Origin of the sequence: Sulfitobacter sp. (assembly GCF_036961165.1) — a bacterium.
GTDB lineage: Bacteria > Pseudomonadota > Alphaproteobacteria > Rhodobacterales > Rhodobacteraceae > Sulfitobacter.
In genome coordinates, this window is record NZ_JBALVJ010000001.1 from 42,653 (window position 1) to 59,778 (window position 17,126).

Consider the following 17,126-nt stretch of genomic DNA (forward strand, 5'->3'; position numbering starts at 1 on the left):
GGAACTGGCCCCTATGGCACACCCCATGAGCACCACCTTGAATTCCCTGGGCCTTGTGGCCGCAGGGAAAGAGAATCCCGCCCTCACAAACCTATGCGTAGATAGCCGCAAGGTGACATCCGGCACCCTGTTCGCAGCGATGCCCGGTTCGGTCGTACACGGCGCCAGCTTTGTTGATGCCGCGTTGGAGCGTGGCGCGATTGCCGTCCTGACCGATGCACAAGGTGCGCTGCTTGCGGGCGATGCCGTGCGCGCAGCAGGGGCGGCGCTGGTGATTGCGGATGATCCGCGTGAGGCGCTGGCGCGTACCGCCGCACTTTGGTTCGGTGCCCAGCCTGCTAAGATGATCGCGGTGACTGGCACCAATGGAAAAACTTCTGTCAGCACCTTTGTCCGTCAGATCTGGATCGAAATGGGGCTTGCGGCTATCAACCTTGGCACCACTGGCGTCGAGGGGGCGTGGACCGCCCCATTGGCCCACACCACGCCAGAGCCGATTACCCTGCACCGCACCCTTGCCGAAGCCGCGCAAAACGGCATCACCCACGCTGCGATGGAGGCCTCAAGTCATGGGCTCGACCAGCGCCGCCTTGACGGGGTTACGCTGACCGCAGCCGGCTTTACGAATTTCACCCAAGATCATCTCGATTACCACGAAACCTTTGAGGCCTATTTTGACGCAAAAGCCGGCCTTTTTGCGCGTGTTCTGCCGCAAGACGGCACTGCGGTGATCAATATTGACGATCGTAAAGGCGTAGATATGGCAGCCATGGCCGCCGCGCGCGGCTGCAAGGTGATGACCGTTGGCCGTGATGGCGGGGACCTGCACCTTATTGCGCAACGCTTTGATGCGACGGGGCAAGACCTGCGCTTTAGCTGGCGTGGCAAGGCCTATCAAAAGCGCCTAGAGCTGATCGGCGGCTTTCAGGCAGACAATGTGATGCTGGCAGCGGCGTTGGTGATTTCCTGCGGTGCCGAGCCGACCGAGGTGTTCGACACCATCCCGCATCTGAGCACGGTGCGTGGCCGCATGCAGTTGGCCGCGACACGCGACAATAGTGCGGCTGTTTTTGTTGATTACGCACACACGCCTGATGCTGTCGCCACAGCGCTTGCCGCCATGCGCCCGCATGTGATGGGCCGTCTCGTGGCGATTGTCGGGGCAGGCGGAGACCGTGACCGCGCCAAACGTCCTTTGATGGGGAAAGCGGCGGCCATGCACGCCGATTTGGTCTTTGTCACTGACGACAACCCTCGCTCCGAAGACCCAGCAAGCATCCGCGCCGCCGTTATGGCAGGCTGTCCGGACGCGACCGAAGTGGGTGACCGTGCCGAGGCGATCTTGCGCGGGATCGATGTGCTGGAACCCGGTGACGCCCTGCTGATTGCCGGCAAGGGGCATGAGACAGGCCAGACCATCGGCGACGATGTGTTGCCCTTTGATGACGTGGAACAAGCCAGCGTGGCCGTGGCCGCACTGGACGGGAGACTGACATGAGCTTGTGGACAGCAGCAGAAGCACAGGCCGCAACAGGTGGTCGCGCACAGGGCGATTGGGCGGTCAACGGGGTTTCAATTGATACGCGCACGATTGAGGTGGGCGATCTGTTTGTCGCGCTCAAAGATGTGCGGGACGGCCATGACTTCGTTGCGCAAGCGCTGGCAAAGGGGGCAGGGGCAGCGCTGGTCTCTCGTATTCCCGACGGTGTTGCCGATGGTGCCCCGCTACTGATTGTTGAAGACGTGCTCAAGGGGCTGGAGGCGCTGGGAGCTGCGGCGCGTACACGCACGCAGGCCAAGGTTATCGGGATCACCGGTTCGGTGGGGAAAACATCGACCAAAGAAATGCTGCTGGCGATGCTGGCACCGCAAGGGCGCACCCATGCGTCTGTAGCCAGCTACAATAACCACTGGGGCGTGCCGCTTACGCTGGCGCGCATGCCTGCGGACACGGAATACGCGATCATCGAGATGGGCATGAACCACCCCGGTGAGATCCTGCCGCTGACCATGTTGGCACGGCCTCATGCGGCGCTGGTGACTACGGTGGCCGCCGCTCACCTTGAGGCTTTCGATGATATCACCGGCATCGCCTTGGAAAAGGCCAGCATTTTTGACAGCCTGCCCATTGGCGCGCCTGCTGTCTATAATGCGGATGTCGAAACCTCCGCGATCCTTGCTGCCAAAACAATCGACCGCCGGCTGAATGGTATCGCTTTCGGCGAGCATGGCTATGAGTGGACGCTTAAAGAACTGAGCATTCAGGGCGATACGACAATTGTTCAGGCTCAGGTGGACGATGTACCGCTGCTGTTCAAGCTCGCCACACCGGGGCGTCACTTTGCCATGAACGCATTGGGGGCGCTTGCAATTGTGCAGTCCATCGGTGCTGATCTGGGGCAAGCAGTATCAGAGCTTGGCCGCTGGACACCCTATAAGGGCCGCGGCCAGCGTGAGGTGATCCAGCTGGACCCGACAGAGCCGCGCGAGGCGCTATCGCTCATTGATGACAGCTATAATGCGAATCCCACCTCGATGGCAGCATCACTGGAGGTGTTGGCAGGGGCCAAGACCACCGATGGTGTCGGTCGTCACGGCAAGGGACGCCGCATAGCCTTTTTGGGCGATATGAAAGAGCTGGGACCGGATTCAGTCGCGCTTCATGCGGGGCTGGCGCATCTGGATGCGACCAAGACGCTGGATGTGGTCCATTGTGTTGGTCCGATGATGCGTGCGTTATATGACCTGCTGCCCGAGCATCAGCGCGGAGCATGGTTCGAGACGTCGGAGCAGATGTGCGAAGGGCTGCGCCACCGCATAGATGCGGGTGACGTGGTGTTGGCCAAAGGTTCTTTGAGCATGAAATTGGGCCTAATCGTTGACGCCATCCGCAAAATGGGCCATCCGGTGTCGGACGAATAACACCTGTATTCAGGGCGCGCTGCATCAAGAGCCACCACATGTGGGGCCGTAACCGCTGATCAATTAAGGACGATGTATGCTGTATTGGTTGACCCTTCTCTCGGACGGTGGCGATTTCTTTAACCTTTTCCGCTATATCACCTTCCGCGCAGGCGGCGCGTTCCTGACGGCATTGGTCTTCGGTTTCCTCTTTGGCCGCCCGCTGATTAACATGCTGCGCCGCACGCAAGGCAAAGGTCAGCCGATCCGCGTTGATGGCCCCGAGGGGCATTTTGCCAAAGCAGGCACCCCGACTATGGGCGGTTTGCTGATTGTGGGCGCGCTTTTGACCTCGACACTGCTTTGGGCGCGGTTGGACAATCCGTTCATCTGGATGGTGCTGTTTGTCACCATGAGCTTTGCCGCCATCGGCTTTGCGGATGACTATGCGAAGGTGAGCAAGCAGACCGTGGCGGGCGTGTCTTCTAAGGTGCGGCTGTTGCTGGGCTTTTTGATTGCGGGCATTGCAGGCTATTGGGCCACGCAGTATCACCCTGAATCCCTTCAATACCAGTTGGCATTGCCCGTGTTTAAAGACACGCTTCTGAACCTCGGATTTCTGTTTGTGCCGTTTGCGATGATCGTGATCGTCGGCGCGGCGAATGCGGTCAACTTGACAGACGGCCTTGATGGGTTGGCGATCATGCCGGTGATGATCGCCGCTGGCACGCTGGGCGTGATTGCCTACGCGGTCGGCCGCGTGGACTTTACCGAATATCTGGATGTGCATTATGTCCCCGGCACCGGTGAAATCCTGATCTTTACAGCGGGCCTATTCGGCGGCGGGCTTGGCTTTTTGTGGTATAATGCTCCGCCAGCGGCCGTTTTCATGGGTGACACCGGCAGCCTTGCCTTGGGTGGTGCGTTGGGGGCCATTGCCGTTGCCACTAAGCATGAGCTGGTGTTGGCTATCGTCGGCGGCCTGTTCGTGGTCGAGGCGATGAGTGTGATCATTCAGGTGCTCTATTTTAAACGCACCGGAAAGCGCGTGTTCCTGATGGCGCCAATCCACCACCACTATGAGAAAAAGGGCTGGGCCGAGCCGCAGATCGTGATCCGTTTCTGGATCATCTCCCTGATCCTCGCGCTGATCGGGCTTGCTACTCTCAAGGTGCGCTAAGAGATTTTAAGGGGATCGGCCAAATGGTCGGTCCCCCAAGTCTTTTCGGCACTAAGATACAGGGTCAGAAGATTGACCAGCTCATCTGGCGCGCCAGAAGGGCCATAGCTTCGGTCCCTTTGAAGGAGTGGCCATAGCGGTTGAGGCCAGGTGACCAGACCGCAACGCTGGCCACGCCGGGAACGATGGCAAGGATGCCGCCGCCCACGCCTGATTTCGCGGGCAGGCCAACGCGATAGGCGAAATCCCCCGAACCATCGCAATGCCCGCACGTCAGCATCAGCGCATTCAGGCGCCGGATGCGTGGGGGCATGATCATGCGGGGCAGGTGCGGGCTGTCGATCAGGAAGCGGCCCGCCATGGCAAGCTGGTGTGTGTTCATCTCAATCGCGCAATGATGAAAATAGGTGCCAAGAGTTTTTTCGGGTGAATTCTTCAGATTGCCGGTCGAGGCAAGGAAGTGCGCCAACGCATAATTGCGGTGCCCGTGCGCGTTTTCCGAGGCAGCGACACGTTGGTTGATATGAATATCATCATCTTCGGCGGCAGTGCGGACGAATTGTACGATTTCGCCCAACGTCTCGCGTGGGGCACTTCCTGCAAGTAACTCGTCAGTGACGACAATCGCGCCTGCATTGATGAACGGATTGCGCGGACGACCTTCCTCTGCCTCTAGCTGCACGATGGAGTTGAAGGCGCGTCCCGAAGGCTCGGGGCCTACACGTTTCCACAGCTGATCCCCAGATCGCCCCAGCGCAATCGCGAGGGTGAATACCTTGGTCACGGGTTGGACGGAAAACGGCGTTGCGGCATCTCCGGCGCTGTAGAGCGCGCCATCGGCTGTGGCTACGGAAATGCCGAACTGATCCGGCGCGGCGTCGGCAAGCTCCGGAATATAGATCGCAACCTTACCCCAGTCATCGTCTCTACGCATGTCCGCGTTGAGTTGTGACAAAATCTCTGGCAAGGGAGATGGCATAGAGGCCTCCGGGATCGGGGGTATTCGGGCAAGGCAGCGTTAACAGGAGACACAAGATGATACCAGTACAGGGCATGCAGGGACAGCGGGTGGCTGTGTTGGGCTTGGGGCGGTCGGGCCTGTCGGCGGCACGCGCCTTGCAGGCGGGCGGGGCGGAGCCTGTGTGCTGGGACGACAACCCGCGCGCACGCGATGCAGCCGAGGCCGAAGGGTTCGAGTGTCTGGAGCTGACCCGCGCTGGCGCGTTTGACGGCGTCGCGCGGTTGATTGTAAGCCCCGGCATCCCGCATCTTTATCCCGCACCCAATCCTGTCGTCGCGGCGGCGCTGGAAGCAGGCGTGCCAGTAGACAATGACATCGGCCTGTTTTTTCAAAGCTTTGCCACTTCCGAATGGGACGGCTTTGACGTGGCTCCGCGGGTGATCGCGGTTACGGGGTCCAACGGCAAATCGACCACCTCGGCGCTGATTCATCACATTCTTGAGCATGCCGGACGCAACAGCCAGCTTGCCGGCAACATCGGGCGCGGTGTGCTGGATATCGAACCTGCATCTAACGGCGGTGTGGTTGTTCTTGAACTGTCTAGCTATCAGACCGATCTGGCGCGCAGCCTGACGCCGGACGTGGCCGTATTTACGAATCTCAGCCCTGACCATCTGGACCGCCATGCGGGTATGGGCGGCTATTTCGCGGCCAAGCGTCGGTTGTTCGCCGAAGGCGGACCCGACCGCGCTGTGATTGGTGTGGACGAGCAGGAAGGCGCGTTTCTGGCGGGGCAGCTCAGCGAGGGTGTTGTAGATGACCGTGTGATCCGCGTGAGCGTGGACCGCAAGCTGACCGGCCCCGGCTGGCAGGTCTATGCCCGCAAGGGCTTCCTCAGCGAATACCGCAACGGCAAGCAGGCAGCTTCGATTGATCTGCGCGGCATCGCCGGATTGCCGGGATCGCATAACCATCAGAATGCCTGCTGTGCCTATGCTGCGTGTCGCGCATTGGGCCTTGCCCCCAAGGTAATCGAGGCTGCTTTCCACAGCTTTGGCGGGTTGCCGCATCGCAGCCAGACCATCGGTGAGAAGAACGGCGTTCGCTTTGTGAACGACAGTAAGGCCACTAACGTGGATTCAGCAGCCAAAGCTTTGCAAGCTTTCGAGAACATCCGTTGGATTTGTGGTGGTCTTGAGAAAGAGGGCGGGCTGGACGGGCTTGCTGCTGCCTCGGGATCTGTTCGCAAGGCCTATGTAATCGGGCGCGAAGCAGCAGGCTTTGCCATGCAGCTCAAAGTGGACGCAGAGGTCTGCACAACCATGGAAGTTGCTGTGGCCCGCGCGATTGCTGATGCTGAATCCGGTGATGTGGTGCTATTGGCGCCCGCCGCAGCGAGCTTTGACCAGTATGACAGCTTCGAGAAGCGCGGCGATGATTTCGTGCAGCGTGTGCGCGCGTATCTGGACTAAGGTCTAGGGCGCGGCGTTCAGGTCCACGGAGGCGGCCATGGCCGAGGACCATGCCCATTGGAAGTTGTATCCGCCCAGCCAGCCGGTCACATTGACCGCTTCGCCGATGAAGTAGAGATCGGGATGCGCTTTGGCCGCCATCGTGCGTGAGCTGAGAGCATCGGTGTCCACGCCGCCCAACGTGACTTCGGCTGTGCGGTAGCCTTCGGTGCCGCCGGGGACCAGCTCCCACCGGCGCAACCCGTCCACCAGCGCGCCCAGACGTTTGTCGGACCAATCCGCCAGATTGCCGCTCAGATCGAACAGGCCGGCCAGATGCTCCACCAGTCGTGCGGGCAAGAGGCGGGCAAGTTCTGTTGTGAAATTGCGCCGACCCGCCACGCTGCGCTGGGTGCGCAGGGCCTCCAGCATGCCATCGGGGGCGATGTCGAAGGTCACGGGGCGGCCGTCGGTCCAATAGGAGGAGGCTTGCAAAACCGCAGGTCCCGACAGACCTCGGTGTGTAAAAAGCAGTGCTTCTTCGAAGACAGGCCCGTCTGCGTGCACCTTTGCAGGGGTAGCTACGCCCGAAATTTCGGAAAAGCGGCCATCGGGAAAGGTGAAGGGTACGAGGCCGGGCCGCGTTTCGGTGACAGGCAGGCCAAACTGATGCGCGATGTCATAGGCAAAGCCGGTTGCGCCCATCTTTGGGATGGATTTGCCACCTGTCGCGATAACAAGGCTGCGCGCTGTCATGCGCTGTGTCTTTCCGTCAGAGTGCAGCGTGAAGACATAACCGCTGTCGGTCTTCTCCACATCACTGACCGAGCTTTGCAAGCGCAGTTCGACCCTGCGGGCCTCCATCAGCTTGCGCAACATGGCGATAATATCCTTTGCGCTGTTATCGCAAAATAGCTGGCCCAGTGTCTTTTCATGCCACGCGATGCCGTGCGCTTCGACCAATGCGATAAAGTCCCACTGGGTGTAGCGGGCAAGGGCCGATTTTGCGAAGTGTGGATTGGCGCAGATGAAAGCCTGCGGGTCAGTATGAAGATTGGTGAAATTACACCGCCCACCACCCGAGATGCGGATCTTTTCACCCGGTGCTTTGGCGTGATCCACCAGCAGGGTGCGCCCCTCCAGATGGGCCGCACACATCATGCCGGCGGCGCCTGCGCCAATGATAACTGTCTCGAAATCCATAGCGAGGGCGTGCCTGAAGGGGCCGGGCTGGTCAAGCCTTTGTGAAGCGGCTTGTTGGCGCGGCAGAAGCGGCTAGGTGTTCGAGTAGAAACATAAAAGGATATGACCCATGACAGCACTCCCTGCAGGAAGCATTTTCCCGAAGACCGATGTTGCAGCCCTTGGCGGCGGTACGCTTACCCTTGGCGCGCCGCGCGGCGATCATGACTGGCAACTTGTTGTAGTCTACCGAGGCTTGCATTGCCCGATCTGCAAAACCTACCTTTCCCGCCTGCAAGAATTTGAGGCGACGTTCGGTGAGTTGGGTGTGGACGTGGTGGCCATCTCTGCTGATCCGGAGGAAAAGGCACAGGCCTTTGCGGATGAGAAGGAGCTGACACTGGCCATCGGCTACGGACTTAGCGCGGCGCAGATGGACACGCTGGGGCTTTATGTCTCGGACCCGCGCAGCCCGCAGGAAACTGACCGCCCCTTTGCCGAGCCCGGCCTGTTTGTAATCAACGCCGAAGGTACGATTCAGATCCTCGACGTGTCCAACGCGCCGTTTGCGCGTCCCGACCTGCAAGGCATTGCCAACGGGATCAAGTTTGTGCGCGCCAATGACTACCCCATTCGCGGCACCCATTCGGGCTGATCCAGTCCCGTCACCTGCGCGGCGCAAAAGGGTGCAAAGACCCTAGCCGCGCAGGTGAATTAGCGTTATACTTATGTCAGACCTCCGCAAAGGAGGCGAGACAGGCAGTGTAAGGCACGTACCCATGACAGAAATGGTCTATGGCGCTCTCCCAGTGCGGGACGGCGAACCAATCCTACCCAAGTGGTGGCGAACGCTCGATAAATGGGCGTTGTCCTGTATTCTGATGCTGTTCGGCGTCGGCATGTTGCTGGGGCTTGCGGCCTCTCCGCCGTTGGCTGAAAAGAACGGTTTCGAGCCGTTCCATTACGTTCAGAGACAAGCCTTTTTCGGTGGTTTGGCGATGATCGCGATGATGCTGACCTCGATGATGACCCCCACAGTTGTGCGCAGGCTTGCCGTGATCGGCTTTGCTCTGTCCTTTTTTGCCCTGATGATGTTGCCATTCTTCGGGACGGACTTCGGCAAGGGCGCGGTGCGTTGGTATAGCCTTGGATTTGCCTCCGTCCAGCCATCCGAATTTCTTAAGCCGGGATTCGTGGTTGTCTCTGCGTGGATGATGGCGGCCAGCCTTGAGATCAACGGCCCTCCGGGCAAAGCGTGGTCTTTTGGTTTGTGTATCTCGATCGTTTTGATGCTGGCGCTGCAGCCCGACTTTGGTCAGGCGTGTCTGGTGCTGTTCGGTTGGGGCGTGGTGTATTTTGTGGCCGGTGCGCCGATGGTGTTGCTGTTTGGTATGGCGGGCTTGGTCGTTCTGGCTGGCACCTTGGCCTATTCCAGCTCTGAACACTTTGCGCGCCGTATTGATGGCTTTCTGAGCGTGGATGTCGATCCGACAACGCAGCTTGGCTATGCCACCAACGCCATCCGCGAGGGCGGGTTGTTCGGTGTTGGTGTGGGCGAAGGCGAAGTGAAATGGTCGCTTCCCGATGCGCACACGGATTTTATCATCGCGGTCGCCGCCGAGGAATACGGGCTGGTGCTGGTGCTGTGCATTATCGCGCTTTATGCCTCTGTTGTTGTCCGTTCCCTGCTGCGCCTGATGCGTGAGCGTGATCCGTTTGTCCGGCTTGCCGGTACGGGCCTTGCTTGCATGTTCGGGGTCCAGGCCATTATCAACATGGGCGTTGCCGTGCGCCTGTTGCCCGCCAAGGGCATGACATTGCCCTTCGTCAGCTACGGCGGCAGTTCTGTCATTGCGTCTGGCATCGCTTTGGGCATGTTGCTTGCCTTTACCCGTACCCGTCCGCAGGGTGAGATCAGCGCATTGCTGTCACGAGGCCGAACGTGAGTGGCGCGCCACTTCTGGTGATCGCTGCCGGTGGTACGGGGGGGCACATGTTCCCCGCGCAAGCGCTGGCTGAGGTGATGTTGGCGCGTGGTTGGCGCGTCAAGCTGAGCACCGATGCACGCGGCGCACGCTACACAAGCGGGTTCCCCGAGCAAGTCGAGGTTGAACAGATCGCAAGCGCAACTTTCGCGCGCGGCGGCTTGTTGGCCAAGACATTAGTGCCATTCAGAATTGTAAGCGGCACGGTAAGTGCTGCGTTCCGTATGTTGCGTGACCGGCCGACGGTGGTTGTCGGCTTTGGCGGTTATCCTTCTATTCCCGCGCTGGGAGCGGCATGGATGTTGCGCCTGCCGCGTATGATCCATGAACAGAACGGCGTGCTTGGTCGCGTGAACGAGGTGTTTGCAAAGCGGGTGGACCGTGTGGCCTGTGGCACTTGGCCCACAACGCTGCCCGAAGGCGTTGAGGGTTACCATGTCGGGAACCCTGTCCGCGCATCCGTGCTTGAGCGGGCAGGCGCGGGCTATATTGCGCCCGGCGACTACCCGATGGAGCTTTTGGTGATGGGCGGCAGCCAAGGCGCGCGCATCCTGAGTGATGTTGTGCCTCCGGCTATTGCTGCCTTGCCGATGGAGATGCTGCGCAACATCCGCGTTAGCCATCAGGCCCGTGATGAGGACGCAGCGCGCGTTTCGGAATACTATGCTGAAAATGGCATCGACGCCGATGTGCAGCCCTTCTTCCATGACGTGCCGCGCCGCATGTCCGAAGCACAGCTGGTTATCAGCCGCTCTGGCGCATCGTCGCTTGCGGATATTTCTGTGATCGGGCGGCCATCGATCCTCATCCCCTTTGCCGCTGCGGCAGGTGACCATCAGGTCGCGAACGCGCGTGGTCTGGTCGAAGCCGAAGCGGCCGTCATGATCCGCGAAGACGCGGCATACCCCGACACACTCAGCGAATTCATCCATACGATCTTGTCCAACGGACCTGCCGCCTTGACGATGGCAAACAGGGCGCTGTCGCTTGGCAAACCGGAGGCCGCACAAACGCTGGCCGACATGGTCGAAGATCTTTCCGCCCCCAAGGAACCTGATTCATGAACGCCGTAACCAAACTGCCCGGAGATGTGGGCGCCATTCATTTCGTTGGTATCGGCGGCATCGGCATGTCTGGCATCGCAGAAGTTCTTTTGAACCACGGCTACACTGTTCAGGGATCGGACCTTAAAACTACTCCTATCACAGACCGTCTGGCAGAACTGGGCGCGACGATCTTCGAGGGCCAGAGCGCCGAGAATATTGAAATCGCGCAGGTGGTTGTGATTTCTTCCGCGATCAAACCGGGCAACCCGGAACTGGACGCCGCACGTCTCAATGGGCTGCCAATCGTGCGCCGCGCTGAAATGCTGGCGGAGCTGATGCGCCTCAAGTCTAACATTGCAATCGCAGGTACCCATGGCAAGACAACCACCACAACCATGGTTGCGGCGCTGTTGGACGGCGGCGGCTTTGATCCCACCGTGATCAACGGTGGCATCATTCACGCCTACGGCTCGAACGCGCGCAAGGGTGAGGGCGAGTGGATGGTCGTCGAGGCCGACGAGAGCGACGGCACCTTCAACCGCCTTCCCGCCACCATCGCGATTGTGACCAATATCGACCCCGAACATATGGATCACTGGGGCACCATCGAGAACCTGCGACAGGGTTTTCTGGAGTTCACTTCGAACATTCCATTCTACGGCGTGGCCGTGTGCTGCATCGATAATGCCGAAGTCCAAGCGCTTGTGGGCAAGATCACCGACCGCCGTGTCATCACTTATGGCTTCAACGCGCAGGCTGATGTCCGCGCGGTTGGTCTACACTATAAAGCTGGCGTGGCGCATTTCGATATCCATCTGCAAAACGAAGACATCATCATCAAGGATTGCGCGCTGCCGATGCCGGGAGATCACAATGTCTCAAACGCGCTGTCCGCTGTCGCCGTGGCGCGTCATCTGGGCATGAAGGGTGAAGAAATCCGCGCGGCACTGGCCAGCTTTGGTGGCGTGAACCGCCGGTTTACCAAAGTGGGCGAAGTCGACGGCGTGACGATCATTGACGATTACGGCCACCATCCGGTCGAGATTGCCGCCGTGCTCAAAGCTGCGCGTCAGTCGACCGAAGGGCGCGTGATTGCCGTGCACCAGCCGCACCGCTATTCCCGTCTGAGCCACCATTTCGATGAATTCTGCGCCTGCTTCAACGACTGTGACGTTGTTGGTATCGCTGATGTTTATGCTGCCGGCGAAGAGCCTATCGAGGGCGCGGACCGCGACAGTCTTGTAGCAGGGCTTATCCAACACGGTCACCGTCATGCCCGCCGCGTGGACGGTCCCGAAGATCTGGCCAAATTGGTCGCCGAGCAGGCGCGCCCCGGTGATATGGTCGTCTGCCTTGGGGCGGGTACAATCAGCGGTTGGGCGAACGGCCTTCCTGACGCGCTGCGTGCGCTCAAAGGTGCTGCGGCGTGATGCTGGTCTGGCTCTCAATTGCTTGGGTGTTCGCTTCGGCGGCAGTGGCAATGCTGCCGGTGCGCCGTCAGTATTTCCCAGCTCTGGTGCTGCTCATCGCGGCGCCTATTCTGATCTTTATCGCGGGTAAGCAGTTTGGCTGGGTCTATGCCTTGCTAGGTTTTGTTGCCTTTGTATCCATGTTCCGCAATCCGCTACGCTATATCGCGGCGCGGCTGCGCGGCGAGCATCCGGAGATTCCAGAATGATTAGCTTCTCTCTTATACTTGCGTGCATCTGGGCTGTAGTGGCCAATGTGTTGGCCATGACACCCAGCAAGGACTACCATTGGCGCAATGCCTATATTCTGATAGCGATCGGGATACCGATTGTCGGTTTCGTTGTTATGCAGCATGGGCCGTGGATCGGTTTGCTGGTGCTTGCGGGCGGTTGCTCAGTCCTGCGCTGGCCGGTGATCTATCTGGGCCGCTGGTTGCGGCGCGGCGGCCGTACCACCCCTGCGGAGTGATGTTGTAATGGTGATGGTTTTGCTGGCTGGTCTCGCAGTCTGGATGTTTGGCTGCGGCTATGCGGGCTATAAGAAACGCTTTGGTCTTTTTGTTATCGTCACGCTGTTTGGCATGGGGCTCAATACGCTTTGGATGTGGTTTGGGCTGGATGCCATGCCACTGTCATCCCCAGCGCTTATGGCCCATGCAGGTGCGTTGCTTTATGCCTTTAGCGCATTGGGCGTTGGTTGGCTAATCGGGCGCTTGGTGCGCAGTTTTCGCAGCAGCAGGGTCGACGAGACGTGAGCGGGATGCCAACTCCGCGTGGAAAGCTGACCCCGAAGCGCCCCCTGTCCGAGCTGACATGGTTGCGTGTTGGTGGACCCGCAGACTATCTACTCCAACCCGCTGATCTGGAGGACCTGCAGTGCTTCCTGCGTGATCTTTCGCCAGAAATTGAAGTCTTTCCCATGGGTGTCGGCTCGAACCTCATCGTGCGCGATGGCGGGTTGCGGGCTGTGGTGATCCGGCTGGGGCGCGGTTTCAACGGGATCGAGATCGAGGGTGGTCGGGTCACTGCAGGTGCGGCGGCGCTGGACGCCTATGTGGCGCGCAATGCAGCGGATGCGGGGCTGGATCTGACATTTCTGCGCACCATTCCCGGTAGTATTGGCGGCGCCGTTCGGATGAACGCCGGCTGCTATGGCAGTTACACAGCAGACCATTTTGTGCATGCGCAAGCGGTGACGCGGGCAGGGGAGTTGGTGACGTTTACTGCTGAGGATCTGAATTTCGAATATCGCCAAAGTGATTTGGCGCAGGGTGCCGTGCTTGTCAGTGCTACTTTCGCGCCGCCCTCCGGTGACCCTGAAGAACTTCATGCGCGGATGGTGGATCAGCTAGCAAAACGCGATGCCTCTCAACCGACCAAAGACCGCAGTGCCGGATCGACTTTTCGCAATCCGGCTGGCTTCAGCTCGACCGGACAGGCGGATGACGTGCATGACCTGAAAGCATGGAAGGTCATTCAGGACGCGGGCATGAAGGGCGCGACCCGCGGCGGTGCGCAAATGTCCCCCAAGCATGCCAATTTTCTGATCAATACCGGTGATGCCACCGCCGCTGATCTGGAAGGTTTAGGCGAAGAAGTGCGAAAAAAGGTTTACGATTGCAGCGGTATCACGTTAAAGTGGGAAATTATGCGAATAGGCGAAAAATAAACGTCAGGTCGCATGGGCTAATGCCGTAAAACGGCAACCAATAAGAAATAAGGGCCGCAAAAGGCCTGGGACATTGAGGCGCAAGGGTATGTCGAGCAGGACAAACCCCACGGTGGCGGTAATCATGGGTGGACCTTCGGTTGAACGCGAGGTTTCGCTCATCACAGGGCGCGCATGCGCGGCCGCACTGCGGGAATACGGATATGAAAAAGTGATCGAGGTCGATGCGGGCCCTGATCTTTGTGCCGTTTTGACAGAGCTTAAACCTGATGCGGTATTCAACTGCCTGCATGGCCGTTGGGGCGAGGACGGCTGCGTTCAGGGTATCCTTGAGTGGCTGCAAATTCCCTATACTCATTCCGGCGTGCTGGCCTCTGCCGTTGCGATGGACAAGCAATGCAGCAAGGATATTTTTCGTGCCGCAGGTTTGCCAGTTGTACCCAGCCTGATCGTGCCGGCTCAGCGGGTCCGTGAAAGCCACGTGATGACTGCACCCTATGTGGTCAAGCCGAACAACGAAGGCTCATCCGTCGGGGTCTACTTGGTATCGGGTGAAAACGACGGCCCGCCGCAGTTGGGGCCGGAAATGCCAGAGATGGTGATGGTTGAGGCGTTCGCGCCGGGGCGCGAGCTGACGACCACCGTTGTGGGTGACCACGCGCTGACGGTGACTGACATTATCACCACCGGCTGGTATGATTATGACGCCAAGTACAAAGACGGCGGATCGCGCCATGTGGTGCCTGCGGATATCCCGCAAGAGATCTTTGACCTTTGCCTCGATTACGCTTTGCGTGCGCACAACGCATTGGGCTGTCGCGGTGTCAGCCGTACCGATTTTCGTTGGGACGAGGCGCGCGGTGCGGCAGGGCTGATCCTGCTTGAGACCAACACGCAACCGGGCATGACCGGCACGTCACTCACCCCAGAGCAGGCCCAGGCCACTGGCATGAGCTTTCCGGAGCTTTGCGCGTGGATCGTGGAGGATGCCTCATGCGGTCGTTGATCCGCAAAAAGGCGCCTGCTGGCAGGGCCGACCCTGCGCCGTCGCGTTGGGCGTGGCGGATGCAGCGGCTGATGCTGACGCCGGGCATACGGCTGGCGTTACGCGCGGGTGTTCCGTTTTGCATCACACTGTTGGCTGGCACGTGGTACCTCTCTGACGAAGCGCGCCGTGGTGCCATTGAAGAAGCCGTAGCCGAAGCCCGCGCCAGCATCGAAACGCGCCCTGAGTTCATGGTCAATCTCATGGCCGTCGACGGGGCTGAGGATGAGCTTGCCAGCTACATCCGCAAAACGCTGCCTCTTAATTTTCCGGTTTCCAGCTTTGATCTGAACCTTGACGCAATGCGCGCCAAAGTGACCGAGATTTCTGCAGTCAAATCAGCCTCAGTGCGCATCCGCCCAGGTGGCGTTCTGCAGATCGATATTGAGCCGCGCATGGCTGTCGCCTTATGGCGCAACGAAGATGGCCTCGTGCTGGTGGATGAAAACGGCATTTATGTCGCAGCGGCAACCAACCGCTATGCCCGTCCAGACCTACCGCTGATCGCGGGTGAGGGGGCTGATAAAAATGTGGCCGAGGCACTGGAGCTGATACAGGCTGCGGCCCCGCTGGGTGAGCGGCTGCGCGGTTTGGTACGGATGGGAGAGCGGCGTTGGGACGTCGTTCTGGACCGTGACCAGCGCATACTACTGCCTTCCGAAGAACCGCAGCGCGCGCTCGAGCGTGTGCTCGCTTTGGAGAGCGCTCAAGATATTCTGACCCGCGATGTTGCGCGGGTAGACATGCGGCTGGCACGCCGACCAACAGTGCTAATGACAAATGAGGCCGCCGAAGAGAGGTCGGCCCAACAGGCAGCGTTTAGGGCAAGCAAAAAATGAATGATCTATATAACAGCCAGCGCACCATGCGGCAGATGCGCAAGATCGCGATGCAGCGCGGTGTGGTTGCTATTCTGGACGTAGGCAGCTCCAAGATTGCAGCACTTGTGTTGCGCTTTGATGGCTCTGCGCGACTGGATGACGAGGGTGAGATGGGATCGCTGGCAGGGCAGTCCGGTTTTCGCGTTATCGGAGCGGCCACGACCCGCTCACGCGGTGTACGCTTTGGCGAGATCACGGCGATGGGTGAAACTGAGCGGGCCATTCGCACCGCCTTGCAAGCAGCGCAAAAGATGGCCGGAATCCGCGTCGATCATGTGATTGCCTGTTTCGCTGGCGGTGAGCCGCGCAGCTATGGTCTTGACGCAATGGTGACGCTTGAAGATCAAGTGGTGACAGAGGACGACGTGGCCCGTGTGCTGAGTAGCTGCGATGTGCCTGAATATGGCGAAGGCCGTGAAGTGCTGCACGCCCAGCCCGTAAACTTTGCCCTTGATCACCGCAGCGGGTTGATTGATCCGCGCGGCCAGCTCGGCAACGAACTGAGCGTTGATTTGCACATGCTGACTGTTGATGCCGCCGCCGTGCAGCATCTGGCCTATTGTATCAAACGCTGTGATCTGGAGCTCGCTGGTATCGCGTCTTCTGCCTATGTCTCGGGTATCGCCGCATTGGTAGAGGACGAGCAGGAGTTGGGCGCGGCTTGTATCGATCTGGGCGGTGGTGCGACCGGTGTGTCGATCTTCATCAAAAAACACATGATCTATTCTGACAGCATCCGCATGGGCGGGGATCATGTTACCTCCGATATCTCAATGGGGCTGCAGGTGCCAACTGCCAACGCCGAACGGATCAAGACATTCTACGGCGGGGTGCAGGCCACCGGCATGGATGATCGCGAAATGATCGAGATTGGCGGCGAGACGGGCGATTATGAGCACGACCGCCGGACTGCCAGCCGTGCCGAATTGATCGGCATTATGCGTCCGCGCGTTGAAGAAATCCTCGAAGAAGTTCGCGCACGTCTGGATGCCGCAGGGTTTGACTATCTTCCAAGCCAGCAGATCGTGCTGACGGGTGGCGGTAGCCAGATCCCCGGTCTTGACGGGTTGGCGAGCAAGGTTTTGGGCCAGCAGGTTCGTCTTGGCCGCCCCTTGCGTGTTCACGGTTTGCCACAGGCAGCAACCGGTCCGGGCTTCTCCTCTGCCGTCGGGCTGGCGCTATTTGCAGCACATCCGCAAGACGAATGGTGGGATTTTGACATCCCCGCAGACCGCTATCCCGCAAGATCACTGAAGCGCGCGGTGAAGTGGTTCAAAGATAACTGGTAATGCTGCTGCGCCGACCCGTCACGAAATGGTGATGATTTAATAATGGCCTTCCGGTAGATTGAAAAAT

Annotated in this window: 17 protein-coding genes; 15 read left to right on the plus strand and 2 right to left on the minus strand. The window is 59.5% G+C overall.

Annotation, left to right across the window (positions count from 1 at the left end):
- Nucleotides 1–25: 25 nt before the first annotated feature.
- From V7730_RS00250 to mraY, 3 genes are all read left to right on the plus strand, one after another.
- Nucleotides 26–1,498, plus strand: a complete 1,473-nt coding sequence (locus V7730_RS00250; RefSeq protein ID WP_335745563.1) for a UDP-N-acetylmuramoyl-L-alanyl-D-glutamate--2,6-diaminopimelate ligase — start codon at nucleotides 26–28, stop codon at nucleotides 1,496–1,498.
- Nucleotides 1,495–2,922 carry a UDP-N-acetylmuramoyl-tripeptide--D-alanyl-D-alanine ligase gene (locus tag V7730_RS00255; protein ID WP_335745564.1) on the plus strand — a complete coding sequence of 476 codons (1,428 nt, stop codon included), beginning with the start codon at nucleotides 1,495–1,497 and terminating at the stop codon, nucleotides 2,920–2,922. Before V7730_RS00250 ends, V7730_RS00255 begins: the two co-directional genes overlap by 4 nt.
- A gap of 76 nt (nucleotides 2,923–2,998) precedes the next feature.
- Entirely contained in the window at nucleotides 2,999–4,081 is a 1,083-nt protein-coding gene (gene mraY / locus V7730_RS00260) for a phospho-N-acetylmuramoyl-pentapeptide-transferase (RefSeq protein WP_335745565.1), read from the plus strand.
- A 64-nt stretch (nucleotides 4,082–4,145) separates the two neighbouring features.
- Here the strand turns inward: mraY and V7730_RS00265 are convergent, their stop codons facing one another.
- On the minus strand, nucleotides 4,146–5,060 hold the full coding sequence (locus tag V7730_RS00265; RefSeq protein ID WP_335745566.1) for a glutaminase: 915 nt from the start codon (nucleotides 5,058–5,060) through the stop codon (nucleotides 4,146–4,148).
- A 56-nt stretch (nucleotides 5,061–5,116) separates the two neighbouring features.
- On the opposite strand from V7730_RS00265, the gene murD reads away from it, so the two are divergent.
- Nucleotides 5,117–6,514: a UDP-N-acetylmuramoyl-L-alanine--D-glutamate ligase gene (murD, locus tag V7730_RS00270; RefSeq protein ID WP_335745567.1), complete on the plus strand. Its 1,398-nt coding sequence runs from the start codon at nucleotides 5,117–5,119 to the stop codon at nucleotides 6,512–6,514.
- A gap of 3 nt (nucleotides 6,515–6,517) precedes the next feature.
- On the opposite strand, the gene V7730_RS00275 is transcribed toward murD, so the two are convergent.
- Nucleotides 6,518–7,696, minus strand: a complete 1,179-nt coding sequence (locus tag V7730_RS00275) for an NAD(P)/FAD-dependent oxidoreductase (RefSeq protein WP_335745568.1) — start codon at nucleotides 7,694–7,696, stop codon at nucleotides 6,518–6,520.
- Between the two features lie 109 nt (nucleotides 7,697–7,805).
- Between V7730_RS00275 and V7730_RS00280 the strand changes: the two genes are divergently transcribed.
- From V7730_RS00280 to ftsA, 11 genes are all read left to right on the plus strand, one after another.
- Nucleotides 7,806–8,330, plus strand: a complete 525-nt coding sequence (locus V7730_RS00280; protein WP_335745569.1) for a peroxiredoxin-like family protein — start codon at nucleotides 7,806–7,808, stop codon at nucleotides 8,328–8,330.
- A 124-nt stretch (nucleotides 8,331–8,454) separates the two neighbouring features.
- Entirely contained in the window at nucleotides 8,455–9,621 is a 1,167-nt protein-coding gene (gene ftsW / locus V7730_RS00285; RefSeq protein ID WP_335745570.1) for a putative lipid II flippase FtsW, read from the plus strand.
- 47 nt (nucleotides 9,622–9,668) lie between these two features.
- Nucleotides 9,669–10,724, plus strand: a complete 1,056-nt coding sequence (locus tag V7730_RS00290; protein ID WP_443070168.1) for a UDP-N-acetylglucosamine--N-acetylmuramyl-(pentapeptide) pyrophosphoryl-undecaprenol N-acetylglucosamine transferase — start codon at nucleotides 9,669–9,671, stop codon at nucleotides 10,722–10,724.
- A complete protein-coding gene (murC, locus tag V7730_RS00295; RefSeq protein ID WP_335745572.1) occupies nucleotides 10,721–12,136 on the plus strand; it encodes a UDP-N-acetylmuramate--L-alanine ligase in 1,416 nt (471 codons plus the stop codon). The genes V7730_RS00290 and murC overlap by 4 nt, the downstream gene beginning before the upstream one ends.
- Nucleotides 12,136–12,384, plus strand: a complete 249-nt coding sequence (locus V7730_RS00300; RefSeq protein ID WP_335745743.1) for a DUF2484 family protein — start codon at nucleotides 12,136–12,138, stop codon at nucleotides 12,382–12,384. Before murC ends, V7730_RS00300 begins: the two co-directional genes overlap by 1 nt.
- Complete coding sequence (locus V7730_RS00305; RefSeq protein WP_335745744.1) at nucleotides 12,384–12,644, plus strand: DUF2484 family protein; 261 nt, start codon at nucleotides 12,384–12,386, stop codon at nucleotides 12,642–12,644. The genes V7730_RS00300 and V7730_RS00305 overlap by 1 nt, the downstream gene beginning before the upstream one ends.
- A 7-nt stretch (nucleotides 12,645–12,651) precedes the next feature.
- The gene (locus V7730_RS00310; RefSeq protein WP_335745573.1) at nucleotides 12,652–12,930 is read left to right on the plus strand and encodes a hypothetical protein; all 279 of its coding nucleotides are present in this window, start codon (nucleotides 12,652–12,654) and stop codon (nucleotides 12,928–12,930) included.
- A gap of 5 nt (nucleotides 12,931–12,935) precedes the next feature.
- A complete protein-coding gene (murB, locus tag V7730_RS00315) occupies nucleotides 12,936–13,844 on the plus strand; it encodes a UDP-N-acetylmuramate dehydrogenase (RefSeq protein WP_335745574.1) in 909 nt (302 codons plus the stop codon).
- 124 nt (nucleotides 13,845–13,968) lie between these two features.
- Nucleotides 13,969–14,850 carry a D-alanine--D-alanine ligase gene (locus V7730_RS00320; RefSeq protein WP_335745745.1) on the plus strand — a complete coding sequence of 294 codons (882 nt, stop codon included), beginning with the start codon at nucleotides 13,969–13,971 and terminating at the stop codon, nucleotides 14,848–14,850.
- On the plus strand, nucleotides 14,838–15,728 hold the full coding sequence (locus V7730_RS00325) for a cell division protein FtsQ/DivIB (RefSeq protein ID WP_335745575.1): 891 nt from the start codon (nucleotides 14,838–14,840) through the stop codon (nucleotides 15,726–15,728). Before V7730_RS00320 ends, V7730_RS00325 begins: the two co-directional genes overlap by 13 nt.
- Nucleotides 15,725–17,059, plus strand: a complete 1,335-nt coding sequence (ftsA, locus tag V7730_RS00330) for a cell division protein FtsA (protein WP_335745576.1) — start codon at nucleotides 15,725–15,727, stop codon at nucleotides 17,057–17,059. Before V7730_RS00325 ends, ftsA begins: the two co-directional genes overlap by 4 nt.
- Nucleotides 17,060–17,126: the final 67 nt, after the last annotated feature.

Bases quoted from the DNA above. Each gene is read 5' to 3' on its own strand.
- V7730_RS00250 (WP_335745563.1), top strand. From the start codon at position 26: ATGAGCACCACCTTGAATTCCCTGGGCCTTGTGGCCGCAGGGAAAGAG.
- V7730_RS00255 (WP_335745564.1), top strand. From the start codon at position 1,495: ATGAGCTTGTGGACAGCAGCAGAAGCACAGGCCGCAACAGGTGGTCGC.
- mraY (WP_335745565.1), top strand. From the start codon at position 2,999: ATGCTGTATTGGTTGACCCTTCTCTCGGACGGTGGCGATTTCTTTAAC.
- V7730_RS00265 (WP_335745566.1), bottom strand. From the start codon at position 5,060: ATGCCATCTCCCTTGCCAGAGATTTTGTCACAACTCAACGCGGACATG.
- murD (WP_335745567.1), top strand. From the start codon at position 5,117: ATGATACCAGTACAGGGCATGCAGGGACAGCGGGTGGCTGTGTTGGGC.
- V7730_RS00275 (WP_335745568.1), bottom strand. From the start codon at position 7,696: ATGGATTTCGAGACAGTTATCATTGGCGCAGGCGCCGCCGGCATGATG.
- V7730_RS00280 (WP_335745569.1), top strand. From the start codon at position 7,806: ATGACAGCACTCCCTGCAGGAAGCATTTTCCCGAAGACCGATGTTGCA.
- ftsW (WP_335745570.1), top strand. From the start codon at position 8,455: ATGACAGAAATGGTCTATGGCGCTCTCCCAGTGCGGGACGGCGAACCA.
- V7730_RS00290 (WP_443070168.1), top strand. From the start codon at position 9,669: ATGTTCCCCGCGCAAGCGCTGGCTGAGGTGATGTTGGCGCGTGGTTGG.
- murC (WP_335745572.1), top strand. From the start codon at position 10,721: ATGAACGCCGTAACCAAACTGCCCGGAGATGTGGGCGCCATTCATTTC.
- V7730_RS00300 (WP_335745743.1), top strand. From the start codon at position 12,136: ATGCTGGTCTGGCTCTCAATTGCTTGGGTGTTCGCTTCGGCGGCAGTG.
- V7730_RS00310 (WP_335745573.1), top strand. From the start codon at position 12,652: ATGGTGATGGTTTTGCTGGCTGGTCTCGCAGTCTGGATGTTTGGCTGC.
- murB (WP_335745574.1), top strand. From the start codon at position 12,936: ATGCCAACTCCGCGTGGAAAGCTGACCCCGAAGCGCCCCCTGTCCGAG.
- V7730_RS00320 (WP_335745745.1), top strand. From the start codon at position 13,969: ATGGGTGGACCTTCGGTTGAACGCGAGGTTTCGCTCATCACAGGGCGC.
- V7730_RS00325 (WP_335745575.1), top strand. From the start codon at position 14,838: ATGCGGTCGTTGATCCGCAAAAAGGCGCCTGCTGGCAGGGCCGACCCT.
- ftsA (WP_335745576.1), top strand. From the start codon at position 15,725: ATGAATGATCTATATAACAGCCAGCGCACCATGCGGCAGATGCGCAAG.